This window comes from Rhodoferax sp. SPJ21 (assembly GCF_058216335.1).
Genome location: NZ_JBYZMO010000004.1, coordinates 32,843 through 49,653, shown reverse-complemented (window position 1 = coordinate 49,653; position 16,811 = coordinate 32,843). Strand labels below are relative to the sequence as shown.

Below are 16,811 nucleotides of genomic sequence, written 5' to 3'. Positions count from 1 at the left end.
ACATGGCCTGGACACAAGACCAAATGGCGGCCCGCGCGGCCCAGGAGCTGGAAGACGGCTTTTACGTGAATCTGGGCATTGGCATCCCTACCTTGGTGGCCAACCATGTGCCCGCCGACAAGGAAGTCTGGCTGCAGAGTGAGAACGGCATGCTGGGCATTGGCCCGTTTCCCACTGAAGACCAGGTAGACGCCGACCTGATCAATGCGGGTAAGCAAACGGTGACTACGCTGCCCGGCTCGTCCATCTTTGGCAGCCATGAAAGCTTTGCCATGATCCGTGGCGGCAAGATCAACCTCAGCATCCTGGGTGCTATGCAGGTCAGCGAAAAGGGCGATCTGGCCAACTGGATGATCCCCGGCAAGATGGTCAAAGGCATGGGCGGTGCGATGGACCTGGTGGCTGGCGTGAAGCGCGTCATCGTGCTAATGGAACACGTTGCCAAGAAGAAAGACGGTACCGCAGACTTGAAGATTTTGCCCGCCTGCACTCTGCCGCTGACCGGCGTCGGCGTGGTTGACCGCATCATCACCGACTTGGCGGTGTTGGACGTGACGCCTGCCGGTTTGAAGGTGGTGGAGTTGGCGCCCGGCGTGACGCTGGATACGCTGCAGGCCAAGACCGGCGTGAAGTTAATTTGACCTTGGGTTTAACGGAGCAATCCGGCATACCCCGCCCAGGCACTGCACGCCCATAGCGACTGCTTTGGGCGGGGCGGCTTCCATTTCGGCCGCCTGCGCTATGCGCACTGTGCAATCGCCCGGCACGGTGGCGCACAGAGCGGAGTTGTTCACCCCCAACAGTTTTTGCGTTGCCCGGTATTTTTTTAGAAATTCCGCCGCGGCCTGGTCGGCCCCGAGTTGGCTGACCCGCACGTAGGCCATTGCGCCAACAAAACCGAAATACTCCATGCCCAGCCGGGTATAGGATTTCTTCTTCTGTGGTGCCACCAGGTCCCGCAGGCACTGGCTATACGCATTGGTATCCCGGTAGATGTTTTTATAGCAAGCGCTTTGGGCCTGGCGTGCGCCATCGGCCAAGGCCAGGTGTTCGCTCTCGGTCAGGGTGTGGGCCCACAGCGCCTGGCAGGACAAGGCCCATAGCAGGGCGGACAAAAGCAGGGTTTTCTGAAACATAAATAGCTGGCATCTCACGTGGAAAAGCCCTCTTTTTTCCAAGAGGGCTGTGGGAAGGGCAGGGCCTAGTTCCAGCCTAGTTCAGGCGCGTGATCCGTGCTGCCGGTGGGCTCACTGGCGAATGCGTGCTGAAGTAGGCAATGAACGCATCCAGATCCAGCACCTTGGTGTCCAGAATATTGGTGCCTGACCTTGCCATGATGGTGAAATTGTCACCGCCGGTGCCCGTGCCCAGGAAGCTGTTGGTGGCAATCTTGTACGTCTTTGCCGGATCGATCGCCACGCCGTTGAGCTTCAGCGTACCGCTCACAATGCGGTTGCCTTGTCCTGACGCGGCGCCTGCAGGTTGGTTGTTGTCATAGGTATATGTCAGACCGTTAGAGGGCAGCAATAAACGCCCCACCGCGCCAGTAGTGGTGTTGACCTTGGCGGTGTTGTTGGGTGCTTCCCATTGCTGTTCCAGCAGCCGCACGATTTGTGCACCCGTCAGGTTCAGCGTCACCAGCGTGTTGCCAAAGGGCTCGATGGTGGCCAAATCGCTGTAGGTTACCGTGCCAGTGCCGGTAAATGTCAAGTCGGCACGCACGCTGCCGGGGTTGACCAGGGCGAAGTCAGCACCGCCTGGCACGCCGGCCAGGTAGCTGTCGGCCATCACATCACCCAGGGCACCTTCTGTGGTTTCATCACGGGTGGTACTGTTGGGCAGCAGCGCGCGGGCAATGGTGGCGGTGATGGTGCCAACGGCTTGCGAGCCGGCGAGCTTGGAGATGTTTACGTACTTGGTCACCAGCGCGTCGATAGCCGTATCCCGCGCTACGGTGGTAAAGCCCGAGGGGATAACTGTGTTGTTGGACGTGCTCACGGTGTAGGTGCCGGCAGCACGTATCACGGGTACGGTATTGGCGGTGGAACTGACCAGTCCTTTTCTGGGCTGCAGGGTCAAATCGATTTCACTGACCGCACCACCGTAAAAGCCGGTCGATGTCAGCAGAATGTTTTTGCCTGCGGCGGCCGATGCATAGTTGCACACATATTCCTGGTGGGTATGGCCGCTGACCACCACATCCACATTGGCGCTGAGTTTGTCCATGATGGGCGTGATGTCGCCGCTCAAACCGGGACAGGTCTTGTCGTTGACGGTGGTAGCTGTGGTCTGCCCGCCTTGGTGGATCAGCACCACGACTGCGGTGACACCATTTGCCTTGAGCTGGGCCGCATATTGGTTGATGGTGGCCGACTCTTCGTCAAACCGCAGCCCGGCTACGCCGGTGGACCCAACCATGGCCGGCGTGCCCTGCAGGGTCAGGCCGATGAAGCCCACGCTGACCGTGCCGAAACGCTTGATGTAAGTGGCAGCAAACAAAGGCTTGCCGGTGGCTGTATCTACGACATTGGCCGTCAGGTATTTGAACTTGGCACCGGGGAAGGTGCCATCGATCAGGCAAGTGTCCTTGCCGACGATCCCCACGTTGCCGGAGGCCGGATAGCAGCCACCGTTCTGGATGCGCTTGAGCTCGGTAGCACCCCGGTCGAATTCGTGGTTGCCTACGGACGTGACCTCCAGGCCGATTTGGTTGAGGATGTCGATGCTGGCTTCGTCGTGGGTGATGCTGGAGGCAAACGGTGATGCACCCAGTATGTCGCCCGCACCGACCATGATGTTGTTGGCATTCTTGGCTTTCAGGTTCTTCACCACCGTCGCCAAGTAGGCCGCGCCGCCAACTGCGACCCGCTGGCCAGAGCCACCATTGGGCAGTACGACGGAACCACCGTTTGTTTCCGAGGTTGGTTCGATATTGCCGTGGAAGTCGTTGATCGCAATCAGCTTCACGTTGACGGGCTTGACCGCCACACTGTCGAGCAGCTTGTCGTAGTCATTGCCGGTCTGGCTGCCGGTTGTAGCGACCAGGCTGCTTTCGATCAAGCTTGTCAACGTACTGGGGATGGTGAAGCCATTCGCCACTAGCGACGCCAACACGGCATCCTGCGCCGCCTTGATCTTGTCACTGCTGATACTGGCACTGCTGGCTGCGCTGTAGCTTTCAAAAAATGCCGCAGTGTCGGCAGATATCTGTCCCAGCAGTTGCTCTGTCAGTGGGGTGACATTTGCAACTGCGAAATTGCTGCTGTTTTGGGCTACCGAATGCAGCTTGCGCTTGCCGTCGGATACTTCAATGACGCAGGGGAAGGTGCCGTTGGCGACGAACGCCGTATAGCTGCCATTGGCGGTGGTGGAGCCGGATGCCGTTCCTCCGGTGCATTTGATGGCATAACTGGCGTTGGCCATGGCAGCGCCGGTGGCGGCCACGCCTTGCATGCTGACGCCGCTGCTGTCACCCCCGCAACTTGCAAGAACCAGGGATACTAAAGTGAGTGCACTCAACAAACCCAACGGATGGAGGGCGATGCCCTGAAAGGGTTTACGCAGATAGGTGTTCAATTCGGGATCCTCGGCGGTATTGCAACTCCACGAGGCTACCCAGGCTGCATGACCTTTACATGACAGATACCCAAAGGGCTTGTAGCTAAGGTGCCAGCCGCAGCAGCTTGCCGCTATCGGTGAGTAGCAGGATGGCCCCGTCGGGTGCCTGGGCCACGTCACGGATACGCTCGTGCAGATCGGCCAGCAGGGCCTCACGCGCCAGCACGGCGCTGGTGCTGACCGTCATGCGCCACAGCGCCTGACCGGCAAGCGAGCCGGAGAACAAATTCCCCTTCCATTGCGGTATCAAATTGCCGGTGTAGAACAGCAGGCCGGCGGGTGCGATGGAGGTCGGTACCCAGTAGGTCAGTGGCTCGACATAGCCCGGCGCGTGTACGCCACCGCCAATGCGGCAGCTGTCTCCCACCGGGTCACCGTAGTTGCAGCCATAGCTTTTTACCGGCCAGCCATAGTTTGCGCCGGCGCGGTCGATGTTGATCTCGTCGCCACCTTGCGGCCCGTGCTCGCTGGTCCACAGCTCGCCGGTGTCTGGATGCAGTGCCGCGCCCTGCACATTGCGATGCCCCAGGCTCCAAATGCCCGGCAGTGCGGGTGTGGCAAATACCGGGTTGTCGGCTGGAATGCTGCCGTCGCGCTGGATGCGCACCACCTTGCCCAGGGTTTGCTGAAGGTCTTGTGCCGGGCTGCCGAGTTGGCGCTCGCCCATGGTGATGAACAGCGTTTTGTCGCGGGCGAACACCAGGCGCGAGCCATAGTGGTTGCTGCCATTGGTTTTGGGCTGCTGGCGGAACACCACGGCCACATCCTGCAGCGTATTGCCCACCAGTCGGCCACGCGCCACGCTGGTGCCGGTCAAGCCGGCTTCACTACCGATGCCGGGCTCTGAAAAGCTCCAGTAGACCCAGGCTGTCGTCGCAAAATCCGGGTCCAACGCCAGGCCCAGCAAGCCACCTTGGCCACTGGTGTTGACTGGCAGGATGCCGCTGATGACCGTAGCGTTCTTGAGATCGGCGCCGAGTCGGACAAGGCTGCCGCCGCGCTGAGATACCAACAGTTCCCCGGAGGGTAAAAACACCATGCTCCACGGGCTTGCCAAACTGCCGTTCAGCGTGCTGATTTTCGGCGTGACCGGCGGTGCAGCGGCCCCACTGCTTCCGCCACCGCAGGCGCTGATGCCGAGCCAAACGAGGGTGGCCACAAGCCAGCGCAAAGGCAGCACGAAAGAAAAATACGGCTGGGGTAATTTTGGCAAACGCATGGTGCAGGCTCCCTTGAGCAGCACCGCGTCGGTGGGGTTGGCGCGGGGCCGATGGCGGTCGTCTTGGCTTCAACGACTGGAGCGGGTGATGGGAATCGAACCCACGTATCGAGCTTGGGAAGCTAGCGTTCTACCATTGAACTACACCCGCTGAGGTGGCGCGATTATAGGTCGCGAGTTTAGCTGGCGTGCTTCACCATCACATGGCGCACGCAGCTGTAGTCTTCCAGTGCGTAGACAGACATGTCCTTGCCGTAGCCCGAGTGTTTCATGCCGCCGTGCGGCATTTCCGACACCAGCATGAAATGGGTGTTCACCCATGTGCAGCCGTATTGCAGGCGTGACGCCACCTGCATGGCGACGCCGACATCGCGGGTCCAGACCGAGCTGGACAGGCCGTAGTCTGAGTCGTTGGCCCAGGTGATGGCTTGCTCGGCATCTTTCACCCGGGTGACGGATACCACCGGGCCGAAGACTTCGCTGCGGACAATTTCGTCGTCCTGCAGCGCACCGGCCACTACGGTGGGTTTGTAGAAGAATCCCTTGCTGCCCCAGGCGGCGCCACCTGTGGTGACTTCCACGTGCGGCAATTGCGCAGCACGGTCAACAAAGCTGGCGACGCGGTCGCGCTGGCGGGCCGAGATCAGTGGGCCCATTTCCACGCCGGGTTCTTGCTGCGTACCGACCTTGATGCTGGAGACGGCGCTGCTCAGATCCGCCACCAAGCGGTCATAAATTTTTTCGCCGGCGTAGATGCGGCAGGCGGCGGTGCAGTCCTGGCCGGCGTTGTAGTAGCCAAAGGTGCGCAGGCCTTCGATGACGCTAGGCAGATCGGCATCGTCGAGCACGATCACCGGGGCCTTGCCGCCAAGCTCCAGGTGCGTGCGTTTGATGCCGCGGGCGGCGGTTTCCATGATCTTGCTGCCTGTGGAGACATCGCCGGTAAGCGACGCCATGCGGATGCGTGGGTCGCGGATCAGCGGTGCGCCCACGGTATCGCCCCGGCCGCAGACGATGTTGACCACGCCCGGCGGCAGAATAGCGGCCAGCAGCTCGCCCAGGCGCAAGGTGGTCAGCGGCGTGTTTTCGGACGGCTTGAGCACCACGGTATTGCCCATGGCGATAGCCGGGCCGAGCTTCCAGGCGGCCATCATCAGCGGGTAGTTCCACGGCGCGATGGAAGCCACCACGCCGAGTGGATCGCGCCGCACCATGCTGGTGTGGCCGGCCAGGTATTCGCCGCCCAGAGCGCCGCTCAGGTTACGTAGGGCGCCAGCGAAGAAGCGGAATACGTCGGCGATGGCCGGAATCTCGTCGTTGCGCGCTGCGCTCAAAGGTTTGCCGCAATTCAGCGACTCCAGCGAGGCAAATTCATCGCCGTTGGCTTCGATGGAATCGGCGATTTGCAGCAGATAGCCGCTGCGGTCGCGCGGTGTCAGTGCGGCCCAGGCGGGAAAGGCGTTGCTGGCGGCATCGACTGCCAACCGCAGCTGGTCGGCACTGGCTTCGCGTACTTCGCACAGCACTTCGCCCGTGGAGGGGTTGAGCACGCTTTCTGCGCGGCCTTCGCCGGTGACAGTAGCACCGTTGATCAGCAACTGGGTGGGAAATCGTTGTATGGCCATGGTGGAGCTTCCTGGAGTGAAGAGGGTTATAGGTGATTCAGTGGGCGCCGGGACTGGTGTCGGTGTCGCGGGTCAACCGCCAGGCTAGCAGGATCAGGGGCATGGTCAGCAGCATCACGGTCAGCGCCACCACATTGGTGACGGCAACTTCGCGCGGCCGGCTCAGCTGGTTCAGCAGCCAGATCGGCAGGGTTTTCTCACTGCCCGAGGTGAAGGTGGTGACGATCAGCTCGTCCACCGACAGCGCAAACCCCAGGATGCCGCCGGCCAGCAAGGCCGTGCCCAGTTGCGGCAGGATGATGTAGCGCAGCGTGGTCAGCGTGTCGGCGCCCAGGTCCATCGAGGCCTCGACCAGTCGCGCCGGCATGCGCCGCAGTCTGGCCACTACGTTGTTGTGCACCACCACCACGCAGAAGGTGGCGTGGCCGATGGCAATGGTCCAGAAACCCGGGTTCACGTCCATCAGCTTGAAGGCCGCCAGCAAGGCAATGCCAGTGACGATGCCGGGCAGGGCGATGGGCAGGATCAGCAGCGTGGTGAAACCGTCCTTGCCGAAGAAGCGTTCTCGGTTTAGCGCCGCCGCCGTCATCGTGCCCAGCACCATGGCAATCAGTGTTGCCATCGCGGCCACGCTCAGAGACAGGCTGATGGCCTGCAGAATATCGTCGCGCTCCCAGGCGCGGGCGAACCAGCGCAGGGTCAGGCCACGCAGCGGAAAGCTGTAGCCACCGTCGTCGCTGTTGAAGGCATACAAGACGATGAACAGCAGCGGCAGGTGCAGAAACGCCAGGCCGGCATAGGCCGCTGCGCGCAGCAAATAAGTGCCATGCAAGGCCGGTTTAAAGCGCATCGAAAGCTCCCAGTCGGCGTGCAAAGCCCAGGTAGATGGTGATCAGTACGATGGGCACGCAGGTAAAGGCCGCCGCCATCGGCAGGTTGCCTATGGTGCCCTGCAAGGTGTAGACCATGCTGCCGATGTACAGGCCGGATGGGCCGACCAGCTGCGGAATGATGTAGTCGCCCAGCGTCAGCGAAAAGGTGAAGATCGAGCCCGCCACCACACCGGGAAATGCCAGTGGCCAGAGCACGCTGCGGAAGGTTTGCAGCGGCTTGGCCCCCAGGTCGGCCGAGGCCAGCAGCAGATTGCCCGGCACGCGCTCTATGGCGGCTTGGATCGGCAGCACCATGAACGGCAACCAGATGTAGGTAAACACCAGAAAGCGGCCCAGGTTCGAGGTGGCCAGGGTTTCGCCGCCGATCACCGGCATCTGCAACACCGCTTGCAGCAGGCCCAGCAAACCCAGATGGCTCAGCACCCAATACACCACGCCGCCCTGTGCCAGCAGCACGGTCCAGGCATAGGCCTTGACGATGTAGCTGGCCCACATGGGCAGCATCACGCCGACATAGAAGAAGCCTTTTTCCCAGCCCTTGGCGTGGTGCGCCATGTAGTAGGCCATTGGAAAACCGAGCAGCACGGTGCCCAGCGTGACAGCCACCGCCATGGCCAGGGTGCGCAGCACGATGTCCAGGTTCGCGGCCACCAGCAGGTCCTGGAAGTTCTGGCTGGTCAGCTCGGTAGTTACCGACATCGCCATATCGTCAAAGGTGAAAACGCTTTGCACCAGCAGCGTCAGCAGCGAGCCGACGTAGACCACGCCGAACCACAGCAGCGGTGGCGTCAACAGCAACAACAGCGCCAGGTTGCGGCGCTGGTACAGCAGGTTCGACAGCCGGCGGCGCAGCCCCGGGGTCGCGTCCTTCCAGGCGGGGAGGGTGAGCGCATCAGGCATCGAGTGCCACCATGTGTTGGGCGGCCCAGTGCAGAGCTACCGTGCCTCCTGGCGCGATTTGCTCTGCGAAGGCGCTTGCAGCCTCGGTTTCCTGCTGCAGCGCAGTGATGGTGTGCTCGCCGACCTGCACTTCCAGGCGTTGCGTTGCGCCCAAAAACTGCACGGCAATCAGCGTGCCTTCGACCTGCACCCGGCCCGGCGCTGCGGCCTTACCGGCTGGCGCCAGGCTGATGTTTTCCTGGCGCACTGCAAACGCCTGCGGCTTGCCCGTGATGTGCTGCACCAGTGCGGCATCCAGCACATTCGAGCTGCCTACAAAACTGGCGACAAAACGGGTTTTGGGTTGGTGGTACAGCTCGCGCGGTGTGGCGATCTGCTCGATATGCCCGCAGTTAAACACGGCAATGCGGTCGGACATCGACAGGGCCTCGCTCTGGTCGTGCGTAACGTACACAAAGGTGATACCCAGCTTGCGGTGCAGCACTTTGAGTTCGACCTGCATCTGCTCGCGCAGCTTCAGATCCAGCGCGCCCAAAGGTTCGTCCAGCAGCAGGATGCGGGGGCGGTTCACCAGCGCGCGGGCCAGTGCGACCCGTTGGCGTTGCCCGCCGGAGAGCTGGGCTGGCGTGCGCAGCGCGTGGTCTGGCAGGGCCACCATCTCCAGCGCTTCGCGGGCCTTGGCATGGCGCTCCGCCAGCGGCATCTTGCGCACCATCAGCCCGTAGGCCACGTTGTCCAGCACGTTCATGTGCGGGAACAGCGCATAGTCCTGGAATACGGTGTTTACGTCCCGGGCATACGGCGGCGTGCCAGCGGCTTCCTGGCCGAAAAGCGTCAGGCTGCCGCTGCTGGGCTGCTCGAAACCGGCCATCAGGCGCAGCGAGGTGGTTTTGCCCGAGCCCGAGGGGCCGAGCATCGAGAAAAACTCGCCTTCCCGGACCGTGAAACTGACACGGTCCAGGGCCTTGACGCTGCCGTAGTGGCGGGAAACGTCGGTAAACGCGATGGCTTCGGTCATGCGGCCTTTCTGTGTGGCGAAATCAGCGTCCGCCCATGATGGCGATGTAGTCCATCGTCCACTTGGTGTAGGGAACGCAGCTGCCTTGGGTGCTGCACTTGGCTTGCGGTGTCTTCCAGAACTTGACTTCGGTGAAGCGGTCGTAGCCGTTGTCCTTGCAGAAGTCGCTGCCGCCCGGTGCCTTGGCCTTGCAGGCGGCACCGACTACCGGATTCGCGCCAAACCACTCGGCCAACGGGGCCTGCACCTTGTCGCTCAGCGAATGCTCCATCCACTTGTAGGCGCAATTCGGGTGCTTGGCACTGGCGTGCAACATAGTGGTGTCGGCCCAGCCGGTGACTCCTTCCTTGGGTATGGTGGAGGCAATCGGCTTTTTCTCGGTTTGCAGCGCGTTCACCATATAGCCCCACGAGCCGGAGGCCACCACGCCTTCGTTCTTGAAGTCGTTCATCTGCACCGTGGAGTCATGCCAGTAGCGGTGCGTCAGCGCCTTCTGGCCGCGCAGCAGCGCCAGCACGGCAGCGTACTGTTTGTCGTTGAGTTCGTACGGGTCTTTGATGCCCAGTTCCGGCTGCTTGGCCATCAGGTACAGGGCGGCATCGGCGATATAAATGGCGCCGTCATAGGCCTGCACCCGGCCTTTGTTGGGTTTGCCGTCAGGTAGCACTGTGGGCTCGAATACCACTGACCAGGATTTGGGTGCCTCCTTGAATACGCTGGTGTTGTACATCAGCACGTTGGGCCCCCACTGGTAGGGCACGCCGTAGTGCTTGCCGTCCACCGTGTGCCAGTTGGCGTTTTGCAGGCGCGCGTCCACGTTCTTCCATGACGGCACCAGGGCCGGGTTGATTTCCTGGACCAGCTTCGACGCCACCAGGCGCAGACTGGCGTCGCCCGAGGCAGTCACCAGGTCGTAGCCGCCGAGCTTCATCAGCGACACCATCTCGTCCGAGGTGGCGGCCGATTTGACGTTCACCTTGCAGCCGGTTTCCTTCTCGAAGCCTGTGACCCAGTCGTAGGCCTTGTCGGTTTCACCGCGCTCGATGTAGCCAGCCCAGGCAATGATGTTCAGTTGACCTTCGCCTTTGCCTATCGCAGTGGGTGGGGCGGCCAGCACGGATGCAGCAGCGGCTACGGCCAACAGGCCAGTGAGTAACACGCGGGGGGTGGACATGGAGACTCTCCTCACTTTGGGTACGGGCAATAAGGTGGTGGCCCGCCGCAGCGGGCCCGTCAACAGCCAGCTTTGCGCGCTGTACTGCCTGCCAGGAATCTTAGGAGGCGGCTTGCGGCTGAGCCATCCCGCTGGGCCAATACAATCCATCGGAAAAACAGAAACCTTGCACCAAATTGCGTAAAAATAGTGATTAACCCTAGGTTCTATCGTGGTGCGCAGCCCGGTTTCCTATCTGAATTGCCCAAAACAGTGCCCCAACAGCGGTTAATGTGTGAATATCCTGGTCAATGAGCACCTCTTTCAAGAGCATTCGATATTTCATAGCGGTGGCGGAATCGGGTTCGATTTCGGCTGCTATCCATGACCTTGGTGTGTCGCAGTCGGTGGTGTCACAGGCCATCGCCCAGATTGAGGCCGATCTCGGCACGCTGCTGTTTGACCGGCGCGCGCGTGGCATGTCGTTGACGCATGCCGGCCACCAGTTCCTGCGCCATGCCCACCAGATCGAGGTGGCCATGCGCAATGCGCGTGACGCCTTGTCATCGCGTCCGCACACCGTCACCGGCAGCCTGAATATCGGTGTCACCAGCCTCATGGTCGGCTACTACCTGCCGTTCTTGCTGGACCGCTTCCGGCGGGTGTTCCCACGCATCGAGGTGCAAATCACCGAAGACCGGCGCGATTACCTGGAACATCTGCTGGTCAGCGGCGAGCTGGACGTGGCCCTGGTGGTGGTGTCGCAGTTGCAAAACCACCGGGCCCTGGCGACGGAGACAATTCTGCGATCCGGCTGGCGCGTCTGGTGCCCCGTAAACCACCGACTGGCCAGCGAAGCCAAGGTAGAGGGTGCTGATTTGGCGCAGCAACCGCTGGTGCTGCTGCAGGTGGATGAGCTGGGCGACGCGGCTACGGCGCTGTGGAATGCGGGCGGTGCCGAGCCGAATGTGCTGATCCGCACCTCGTCGGTGGAGGCTGTGCGCAGCCTGGTGGCCACCGGCGCTGGCTGTTCGGTGCTGCCCGATATGCTTTACCGGCCCTGGTCGCTGGAGGGTGACCGCATCGAGGCCAGGCCATTGGCGCATAGCCTGCCGCTGTTGGAAGTCGGCCTGGCCTGGCGCAAAGGCGCTGTTTTGCCCGAGCCGTTGCGCAATTTTCTGACCGCAGTACGCCCCACGTTGGATGGACACCACGCCGGAGTCAGTGGTTTGCCGCGCTGATGCCCGAGGCGCGGTGGACGCACGGCGATAATATGCGGCTCCATTGACCATCGCTCCAAGAACTACCGACATGACCCAGCCTGTTTTCACCGTTGCCGATATCCGCAAGACTTTCCTCGACTTCTTTGCATCCAAGGGCCACACGGTAGTGCCCAGCAGCTCGCTGGTACCGGGTAACGACCCGACGCTGATGTTCACCAACTCCGGCATGGTGCAGTTCAAGGACGTGTTCCTAGGTACCGACAAGCGCTCTTACAACCGCGCGGTATCGGTCCAGGCCTGCCTGCGTGCGGGCGGCAAGCACAACGATCTGGAAAACGTGGGATACACCGCGCGCCACCATACTTTCTTCGAAATGCTGGGCAACTGGAGCTTCGGCGACTACTTCAAGCGCGAGTCGCTGAAGTGGGCTTGGGAACTGCTGACCCAGGTGTACAAGCTGCCCGCCGACCGCCTGCTGGCCACCGTATACGAAGAAGACGACGAAGCCTATGACATCTGGACCAAGGAAATTGGCCTGCCGCCCGAGCGCGTGATCCGCATCGGTGACAACAAGGGCGGCCGCTACAAGTCCGACAACTTCTGGATGATGGCCGACACCGGCCCTTGTGGCCCGTGCTCAGAGATCTTCTACGACCACGGCGACCACATCGAAGGCGGCCCCCCAGGCAGCCCAGGTGAAGACGGCGACCGCTTCATCGAGATCTGGAACAACGTGTTCATGCAGTTCAACATGGCCGAAGATGGCTCGGTCACCCCGCTGCCCGCACCCTGCGTGGACACCGGCATGGGGCTGGAGCGCCTGGCCGCCATCCTGCAGCACGTGCACAGCAACTACGAAATCGACATCTTCGACGCGCTGATCAAGGCTGCCGCCCGTGAAACTGGCGAACAAGACCTGGGCCACAAGAGCCTGCGCGTCATCGCCGACCACATCCGCGCCACCTCCTTCCTGGTCAGCGACGGCGTGATCCCCGGCAACGAAGGCCGCGGCTACGTGCAACGCCGCATCATCCGCCGTGCCATCCGCCACGGCTACCTGCTGGGCCAGACCAAGCCTTTCTTCCACAAGCTGGTGCCCGACCTCGTGGCGCTGATGGGCGCGGCCTACCCGGCCATGGCGGCGCAGCAAGAGCGCATTGCCGAAGTGTTGAAGGCCGAGGAAGAGCGCTTCTTCGAGACGCTGGCGATGGGCATGGAAATCCTGAATGCAGCCCTGGAAGGCGGCGTGCAGGTGCTGCCCGGCGACGTTGCTTTTAAGCTGCACGATACCTACGGTTTCCCGCTGGATTTGTCGGCCGACGTCTGCCGCGAGCGCGGCCTGTCGGTGGATGAAGCCGGCTTTGCCGCCGCCATGGAAGCCCAAAAAGCCAAGGGCCGCGCTGCCGGCAAGTTCAAGATGGACAAGGCGCTGGACTACACCGGCGCTGGCAACGAATTCGTGGGTTACGAAAAACTCGAAGCTACTGCAAAAATCGTAGCGCTCTACGCAGATGGAACCAGCGTTGCAGCCCTAAAAGTAGGCCAAACCGGCACCGTGGTGTTGGACACCACGCCTTTCTACGCTGAAAGCGGTGGCCAGGTCGGTGATGAGGGCGTGATCACCAGTGGCTCGGCCCGCTTTGCCGTGGGCGATACGCAGAAGGTCAAGGCCGATGTGTTCGGCCACCAGGGCACGCTGGAAGCGGGTACGTTGAATGTGGGCGACACCGTGACGGCTAGCGTCAACACGGCTTTGCGCGCCGCCACCCAGCGCAACCACTCGGTCACCCACCTAATGCACAAGGCCCTGCGCGAAGTACTGGGCACGCATGTGCACCAAAAGGGCAGCCTGGTGAATGCCGAGCGCACGCGTTTCGACTTCACGCACAACGCGCCGGTCACCGACGCGCAAATCCTGCAGATCGAAGCCCTGGTGAATGCCGAGATTCTGGCCAACGCTCCGACCAAGGCTGAGCTAATGGACATAGAGTCGGCGCAGAAAACCGGCGCCATGATGCTGTTTGGCGAGAAGTACGGCGAGATCGTCCGCGTGCTCAGCATTGGCACTACCCAAGAACTCTGCGGTGGCACCCATGTGCACCGCACCGGTGATGTAGGTCTATTCAAGGTGGTGGCCGAAGGCGGCGTGGCCGCTGGCATTCGCCGTATCGAGGCCGTGACCGGCGAGGGCGCTCTGGCCTATCTGCAAGACCTGGAGCGCACCGTGACCCAAGCTGCGGGCAGCTTTAAGGTGCAGCCCGCCGAACTCCAAGCCCGCGTGACGCTGGCGCTGGAAAGCATCAAGGCGCTGGAAAAAGAAGTTGCCCAGCTCAAGGGCAAGCTGGCTTCCAGCCAAGGCGACGAGCTGGTCAACAGCGCGGTGGATCTCAACGGCATCAAGCTGCTGGCCGCCAAGCTCGAAGGCGCCGACACCAAGACCCTGCGGGAGACCATGGACAAGCTGAAAGGCAAGCTGAAAACCGCTGTCATCGTGCTGGCTGCCGTGGACGGCGACAAAGTGCAGATCGCAGTCGGCGTGACCAAGGACAGTACCGACAAGGTGCAGGCTGGCGCGTTGGCGAACTTTGTTGCCAGCCAGCTTGGCGGCAAGGGCGGTGGCAAGTCGGACATGGCCATGGCCGGTGGCACTGAGCCGGCTAAGCTGCCGGCTGCTCTGGCATCGGTACAAGCCTGGGTACGCGAACGGGTTTAACGCAGTACCTTCCTGGGATGTGCTGATCCCTGGAGTTCTATCGTGCTGCGTCTTACTCTGATCCGGCGCCTCGCCCTGTGCTGGGCCATGCTGATGGCTTGGCCTGCGGGCGCCATGTCGGTGGCTTTTCTTAATCCCGGCAAGTCGGACGAAGCCTACTGGGTGGCTGCGGCCCAGGCTATGCAGGTGGCCGCGACCAGCCTGGGGCTGCAGCTGGAGGTCCAGTTCGCCGAGCGTGACCAATTGCGCGTGCTGGAGCTGGCGCGTGCGCTGGTGGCGCGTCCCCTTGCGAACCGGCCAGACTATGTGGTGTTCTCCAATGACAGCGGCACCGGGGCCGAGCTGCTGCGCGTGTTTGACGGGTCTGGCATCCGGTGCTTCATGGCCTTCAGCCGACTGTCTGCGGTCGAGGAGGCGCAGTTGGGCGGGCCGCGCCAGCGTTTCAAGCAGTGGTTGGGTTCGCTGGAGCCGCGTGCGGCCGATGCTGGCTACCTGACGGGCAAGGCGCTGCTGGAGCAGGGGCGCGCCGCCAAGGCCCAGGCTGCCGATGGCAAATTGCATGTGCTGGCCCTGGCCGGCGACCGGTCCACGCCCAGCTCGGTATTGCGCAACCAGGGCCTGCTGCAGGCCCTATCTGAAGCCGACGACGCGGTGCTGGACCAGATGGTCTATTCCAGCTGGAAGCGTGACAAGGCCGCCGAGCAAGCCGACTGGCTGTTTGCGCGCCACCCGGCCGCACGCCTGGTGTGGGCAGGCAGTGACCAGATCGCTTTTGGTGCCATGCAGGCGCTGGAAAAGCGCGGTGGGCAGCCAGGCCACAGCATGTGGTTCAGCGGTGTGAATACATCTAAGGAAGCACTGGAGGCCGTCAAATCCGGTCGCCTGACAGCCCTGGCCGGCGGGCATTTCATGGCGGGTGCCTGGGCGTTAGTGCTGCTGTATGACTACCACCATGGCCATGATTTTGTGGACGAGGGGCTGCAGTTGGAGCGCCCGATGTTTGTAGTGTTCACGCCGGCCATGGCGCAAAAATTTGAAGACCGTTTTGGCCAGCGCTACAACAGCATCGACTTCCGCCGTTACAGCAAAGTGCTGAACCCCAAGCTGGCGCAATACAGCTTCGGATTTGCCCAATTGCTGCGTTGATTGCACACTGCACCTATGCAGAACCTACCGTTCCGGTCTCTTGCGGGTTACCTTATACGTGGCACGCTGGGCCTGGCCTTGTGCTGCATGCTTGCGGTGTTTGTGGTGCAGGTGGGGCTGATGCTGCAGCACCAAAAGGCGCAGTTCCAACATCTGGTGGACGAGGTTGCCAAAACCAGTGCGCCCTTGTTGTCGGTCAGCCTATGGGATATCGAGCCACAGGCCGTACAGCAGCAGGTGGATGTGATCGCGGATCGCCCCGAGGTCGGTTATGTGCTGCTGATGGTGGGCACGGGCCAGCAATTTGAGGCGGGCGACGTGCAGCTTCGTAAGGAGCCAGGCAGCTTGCGCATACCCATTCCGGCGCCGCAGGGCGGCAAGGTGATAGGCGAGCTACTGCTGTGGGCGAACCCCCAATTCGTGGTGAACGAGGTGAGGCGTACGGCCTTGAGCGTGCTGGTCGGCTATGGCCTGTTCACGCTGCTGATTTGCGCTTTGATCTCTTATATGCTGCGCCGCGAGCTGCAGCGCCCATTGCAGCATCTGGCCCAGTTTGCCCGGGAGCTGACGCCCCAGACGCTGGTACGGCCGCTGGTGCTGGACCGCCCACCGCGCAACCACAGCGATGAAATCGACTTGGTAGCCCATGGTTTCTCCAAATTGCAAAACGGCTTGCGCGAGCACATTCACAACCTGGACCAGATGGTGGCCGAGCGCACGCAGCAGCTGCAAGCCCTGGCTGAGGCGAATCACCAGCTGTCCATCACGGATGCTCTTACCGGCTGTTTCAACCGCCGCCACCTGGAAGAGCGGCTGCACCGCGAGCTGGAGCGCGCGCGGCGCTACGGGCGGCCGTTTTCAGTGATTTGCATGGATTTAGACCACTTCAAGCAGATCAACGACCGGTTCGGCCACGCCTGCGGTGATACCGTGCTGTGTGTGACCGCAGACCGCTTGCGCGGCGTGTCGCGCAGCCAGGTAGATTGGGTTGTGCGTTTGGGCGGCGAGGAGTTCCTGATCGTGCTGCCCGAGACCGACGAGACTGCCGCCCGACACACCGCCGAGCGCTTGCGCCACTTGCTGGAATCCGAACCTGTACGTTTTGACGGGCAGTCCATTCCGATGACAGCCAGTTTCGGTGTAGCTCAGATCCGGCCGGAGGAGGACGGTAGCGCCTTGATCCTGCGGGCCGATGCCTTGCTGTACCAGGCCAAGGCCGCTGGCCGGAACCGGGTGTTTCCGTCGCAGTAGGCCGGAGCAGACATACAAGCGGGCTATATTCCATAGTCTATTGCTATTTAAT

General features: G+C 62.0%; 13 protein-coding genes and 1 tRNA gene. 5 read left to right on the top strand and 9 right to left on the bottom strand.

The window, feature by feature from the left end; genetic code table 11:
• The first annotated feature begins 2 nt into the window (after positions 1–2).
• Complete coding sequence (locus AC4BBN_RS19545; protein WP_490593688.1) at positions 3–641, top strand: CoA transferase subunit B; 639 nt, start codon at positions 3–5, stop codon at positions 639–641.
• On the opposite strand, the gene AC4BBN_RS19540 is transcribed toward AC4BBN_RS19545, so the two are convergent.
• The 9 genes from AC4BBN_RS19540 to AC4BBN_RS19500 form a co-directional block, all read right to left on the bottom strand.
• Positions 633–1,136 carry a hypothetical protein gene (locus AC4BBN_RS19540; protein WP_490593687.1) on the bottom strand — a complete coding sequence of 168 codons (504 nt, stop codon included), beginning with the start codon at positions 1,134–1,136 and terminating at the stop codon, positions 633–635. The genes AC4BBN_RS19545 and AC4BBN_RS19540 overlap by 9 nt on opposite strands.
• A 76-nt stretch (positions 1,137–1,212) precedes the next feature.
• Positions 1,213–3,576 carry a bifunctional metallophosphatase/5'-nucleotidase gene (locus tag AC4BBN_RS19535; protein ID WP_490593686.1) on the bottom strand — a complete coding sequence of 788 codons (2,364 nt, stop codon included), beginning with the start codon at positions 3,574–3,576 and terminating at the stop codon, positions 1,213–1,215.
• 85 nt (positions 3,577–3,661) lie between these two features.
• Positions 3,662–4,837, bottom strand: a complete 1,176-nt coding sequence (locus tag AC4BBN_RS19530) for a PQQ-dependent sugar dehydrogenase (RefSeq protein WP_490593685.1) — start codon at positions 4,835–4,837, stop codon at positions 3,662–3,664.
• A 77-nt stretch (positions 4,838–4,914) separates the two neighbouring features.
• Positions 4,915–4,988, bottom strand: a tRNA-Gly gene (locus AC4BBN_RS19525).
• Positions 4,989–5,016: 28 nt separating this feature from the next.
• Positions 5,017–6,435, bottom strand: coding sequence for a gamma-aminobutyraldehyde dehydrogenase (locus AC4BBN_RS19520; RefSeq protein WP_490593967.1), 1,419 nt, complete (start codon positions 6,433–6,435; stop codon positions 5,017–5,019).
• Positions 6,436–6,499: 64 nt separating this feature from the next.
• Entirely contained in the window at positions 6,500–7,312 is an 813-nt protein-coding gene (locus AC4BBN_RS19515) for an ABC transporter permease (RefSeq protein WP_490593684.1), read from the bottom strand.
• Positions 7,302–8,255 (bottom strand): ABC transporter permease, encoded by a 954-nt coding sequence (locus tag AC4BBN_RS19510; RefSeq protein WP_490593683.1) that lies wholly within the window; start codon positions 8,253–8,255, stop codon positions 7,302–7,304. Before AC4BBN_RS19510 ends, AC4BBN_RS19515 begins: the two co-directional genes overlap by 11 nt.
• Complete coding sequence (locus AC4BBN_RS19505) at positions 8,248–9,273, bottom strand: ABC transporter ATP-binding protein (RefSeq protein WP_490593682.1); 1,026 nt, start codon at positions 9,271–9,273, stop codon at positions 8,248–8,250. Before AC4BBN_RS19505 ends, AC4BBN_RS19510 begins: the two co-directional genes overlap by 8 nt.
• A 22-nt stretch (positions 9,274–9,295) precedes the next feature.
• Positions 9,296–10,447, bottom strand: a complete 1,152-nt coding sequence (locus tag AC4BBN_RS19500) for an ABC transporter substrate-binding protein (RefSeq protein WP_490593681.1) — start codon at positions 10,445–10,447, stop codon at positions 9,296–9,298.
• 290 nt (positions 10,448–10,737) lie between these two features.
• Here AC4BBN_RS19500 and AC4BBN_RS19495 point away from each other — a divergent pair, with 290 nt between their 5' ends.
• The 4 genes from AC4BBN_RS19495 (at position 10,738) to AC4BBN_RS19480 (ending at position 16,759) form a co-directional block, all read left to right on the top strand.
• Complete coding sequence (locus AC4BBN_RS19495; RefSeq protein ID WP_490593680.1) at positions 10,738–11,667, top strand: LysR family transcriptional regulator; 930 nt, start codon at positions 10,738–10,740, stop codon at positions 11,665–11,667.
• A 70-nt stretch (positions 11,668–11,737) separates the two neighbouring features.
• Entirely contained in the window at positions 11,738–14,362 is a 2,625-nt protein-coding gene (gene alaS, locus AC4BBN_RS19490) for an alanine--tRNA ligase (protein ID WP_490593679.1), read from the top strand.
• A 42-nt stretch (positions 14,363–14,404) separates the two neighbouring features.
• On the top strand, positions 14,405–15,508 hold the full coding sequence (locus AC4BBN_RS19485; protein WP_490593678.1) for an ABC transporter substrate-binding protein: 1,104 nt from the start codon (positions 14,405–14,407) through the stop codon (positions 15,506–15,508).
• Between the two features lie 15 nt (positions 15,509–15,523).
• Positions 15,524–16,759, top strand: coding sequence for a sensor domain-containing diguanylate cyclase (locus tag AC4BBN_RS19480; RefSeq protein WP_490593677.1), 1,236 nt, complete (start codon positions 15,524–15,526; stop codon positions 16,757–16,759).
• Positions 16,760–16,811 lie beyond the last annotated feature (52 nt).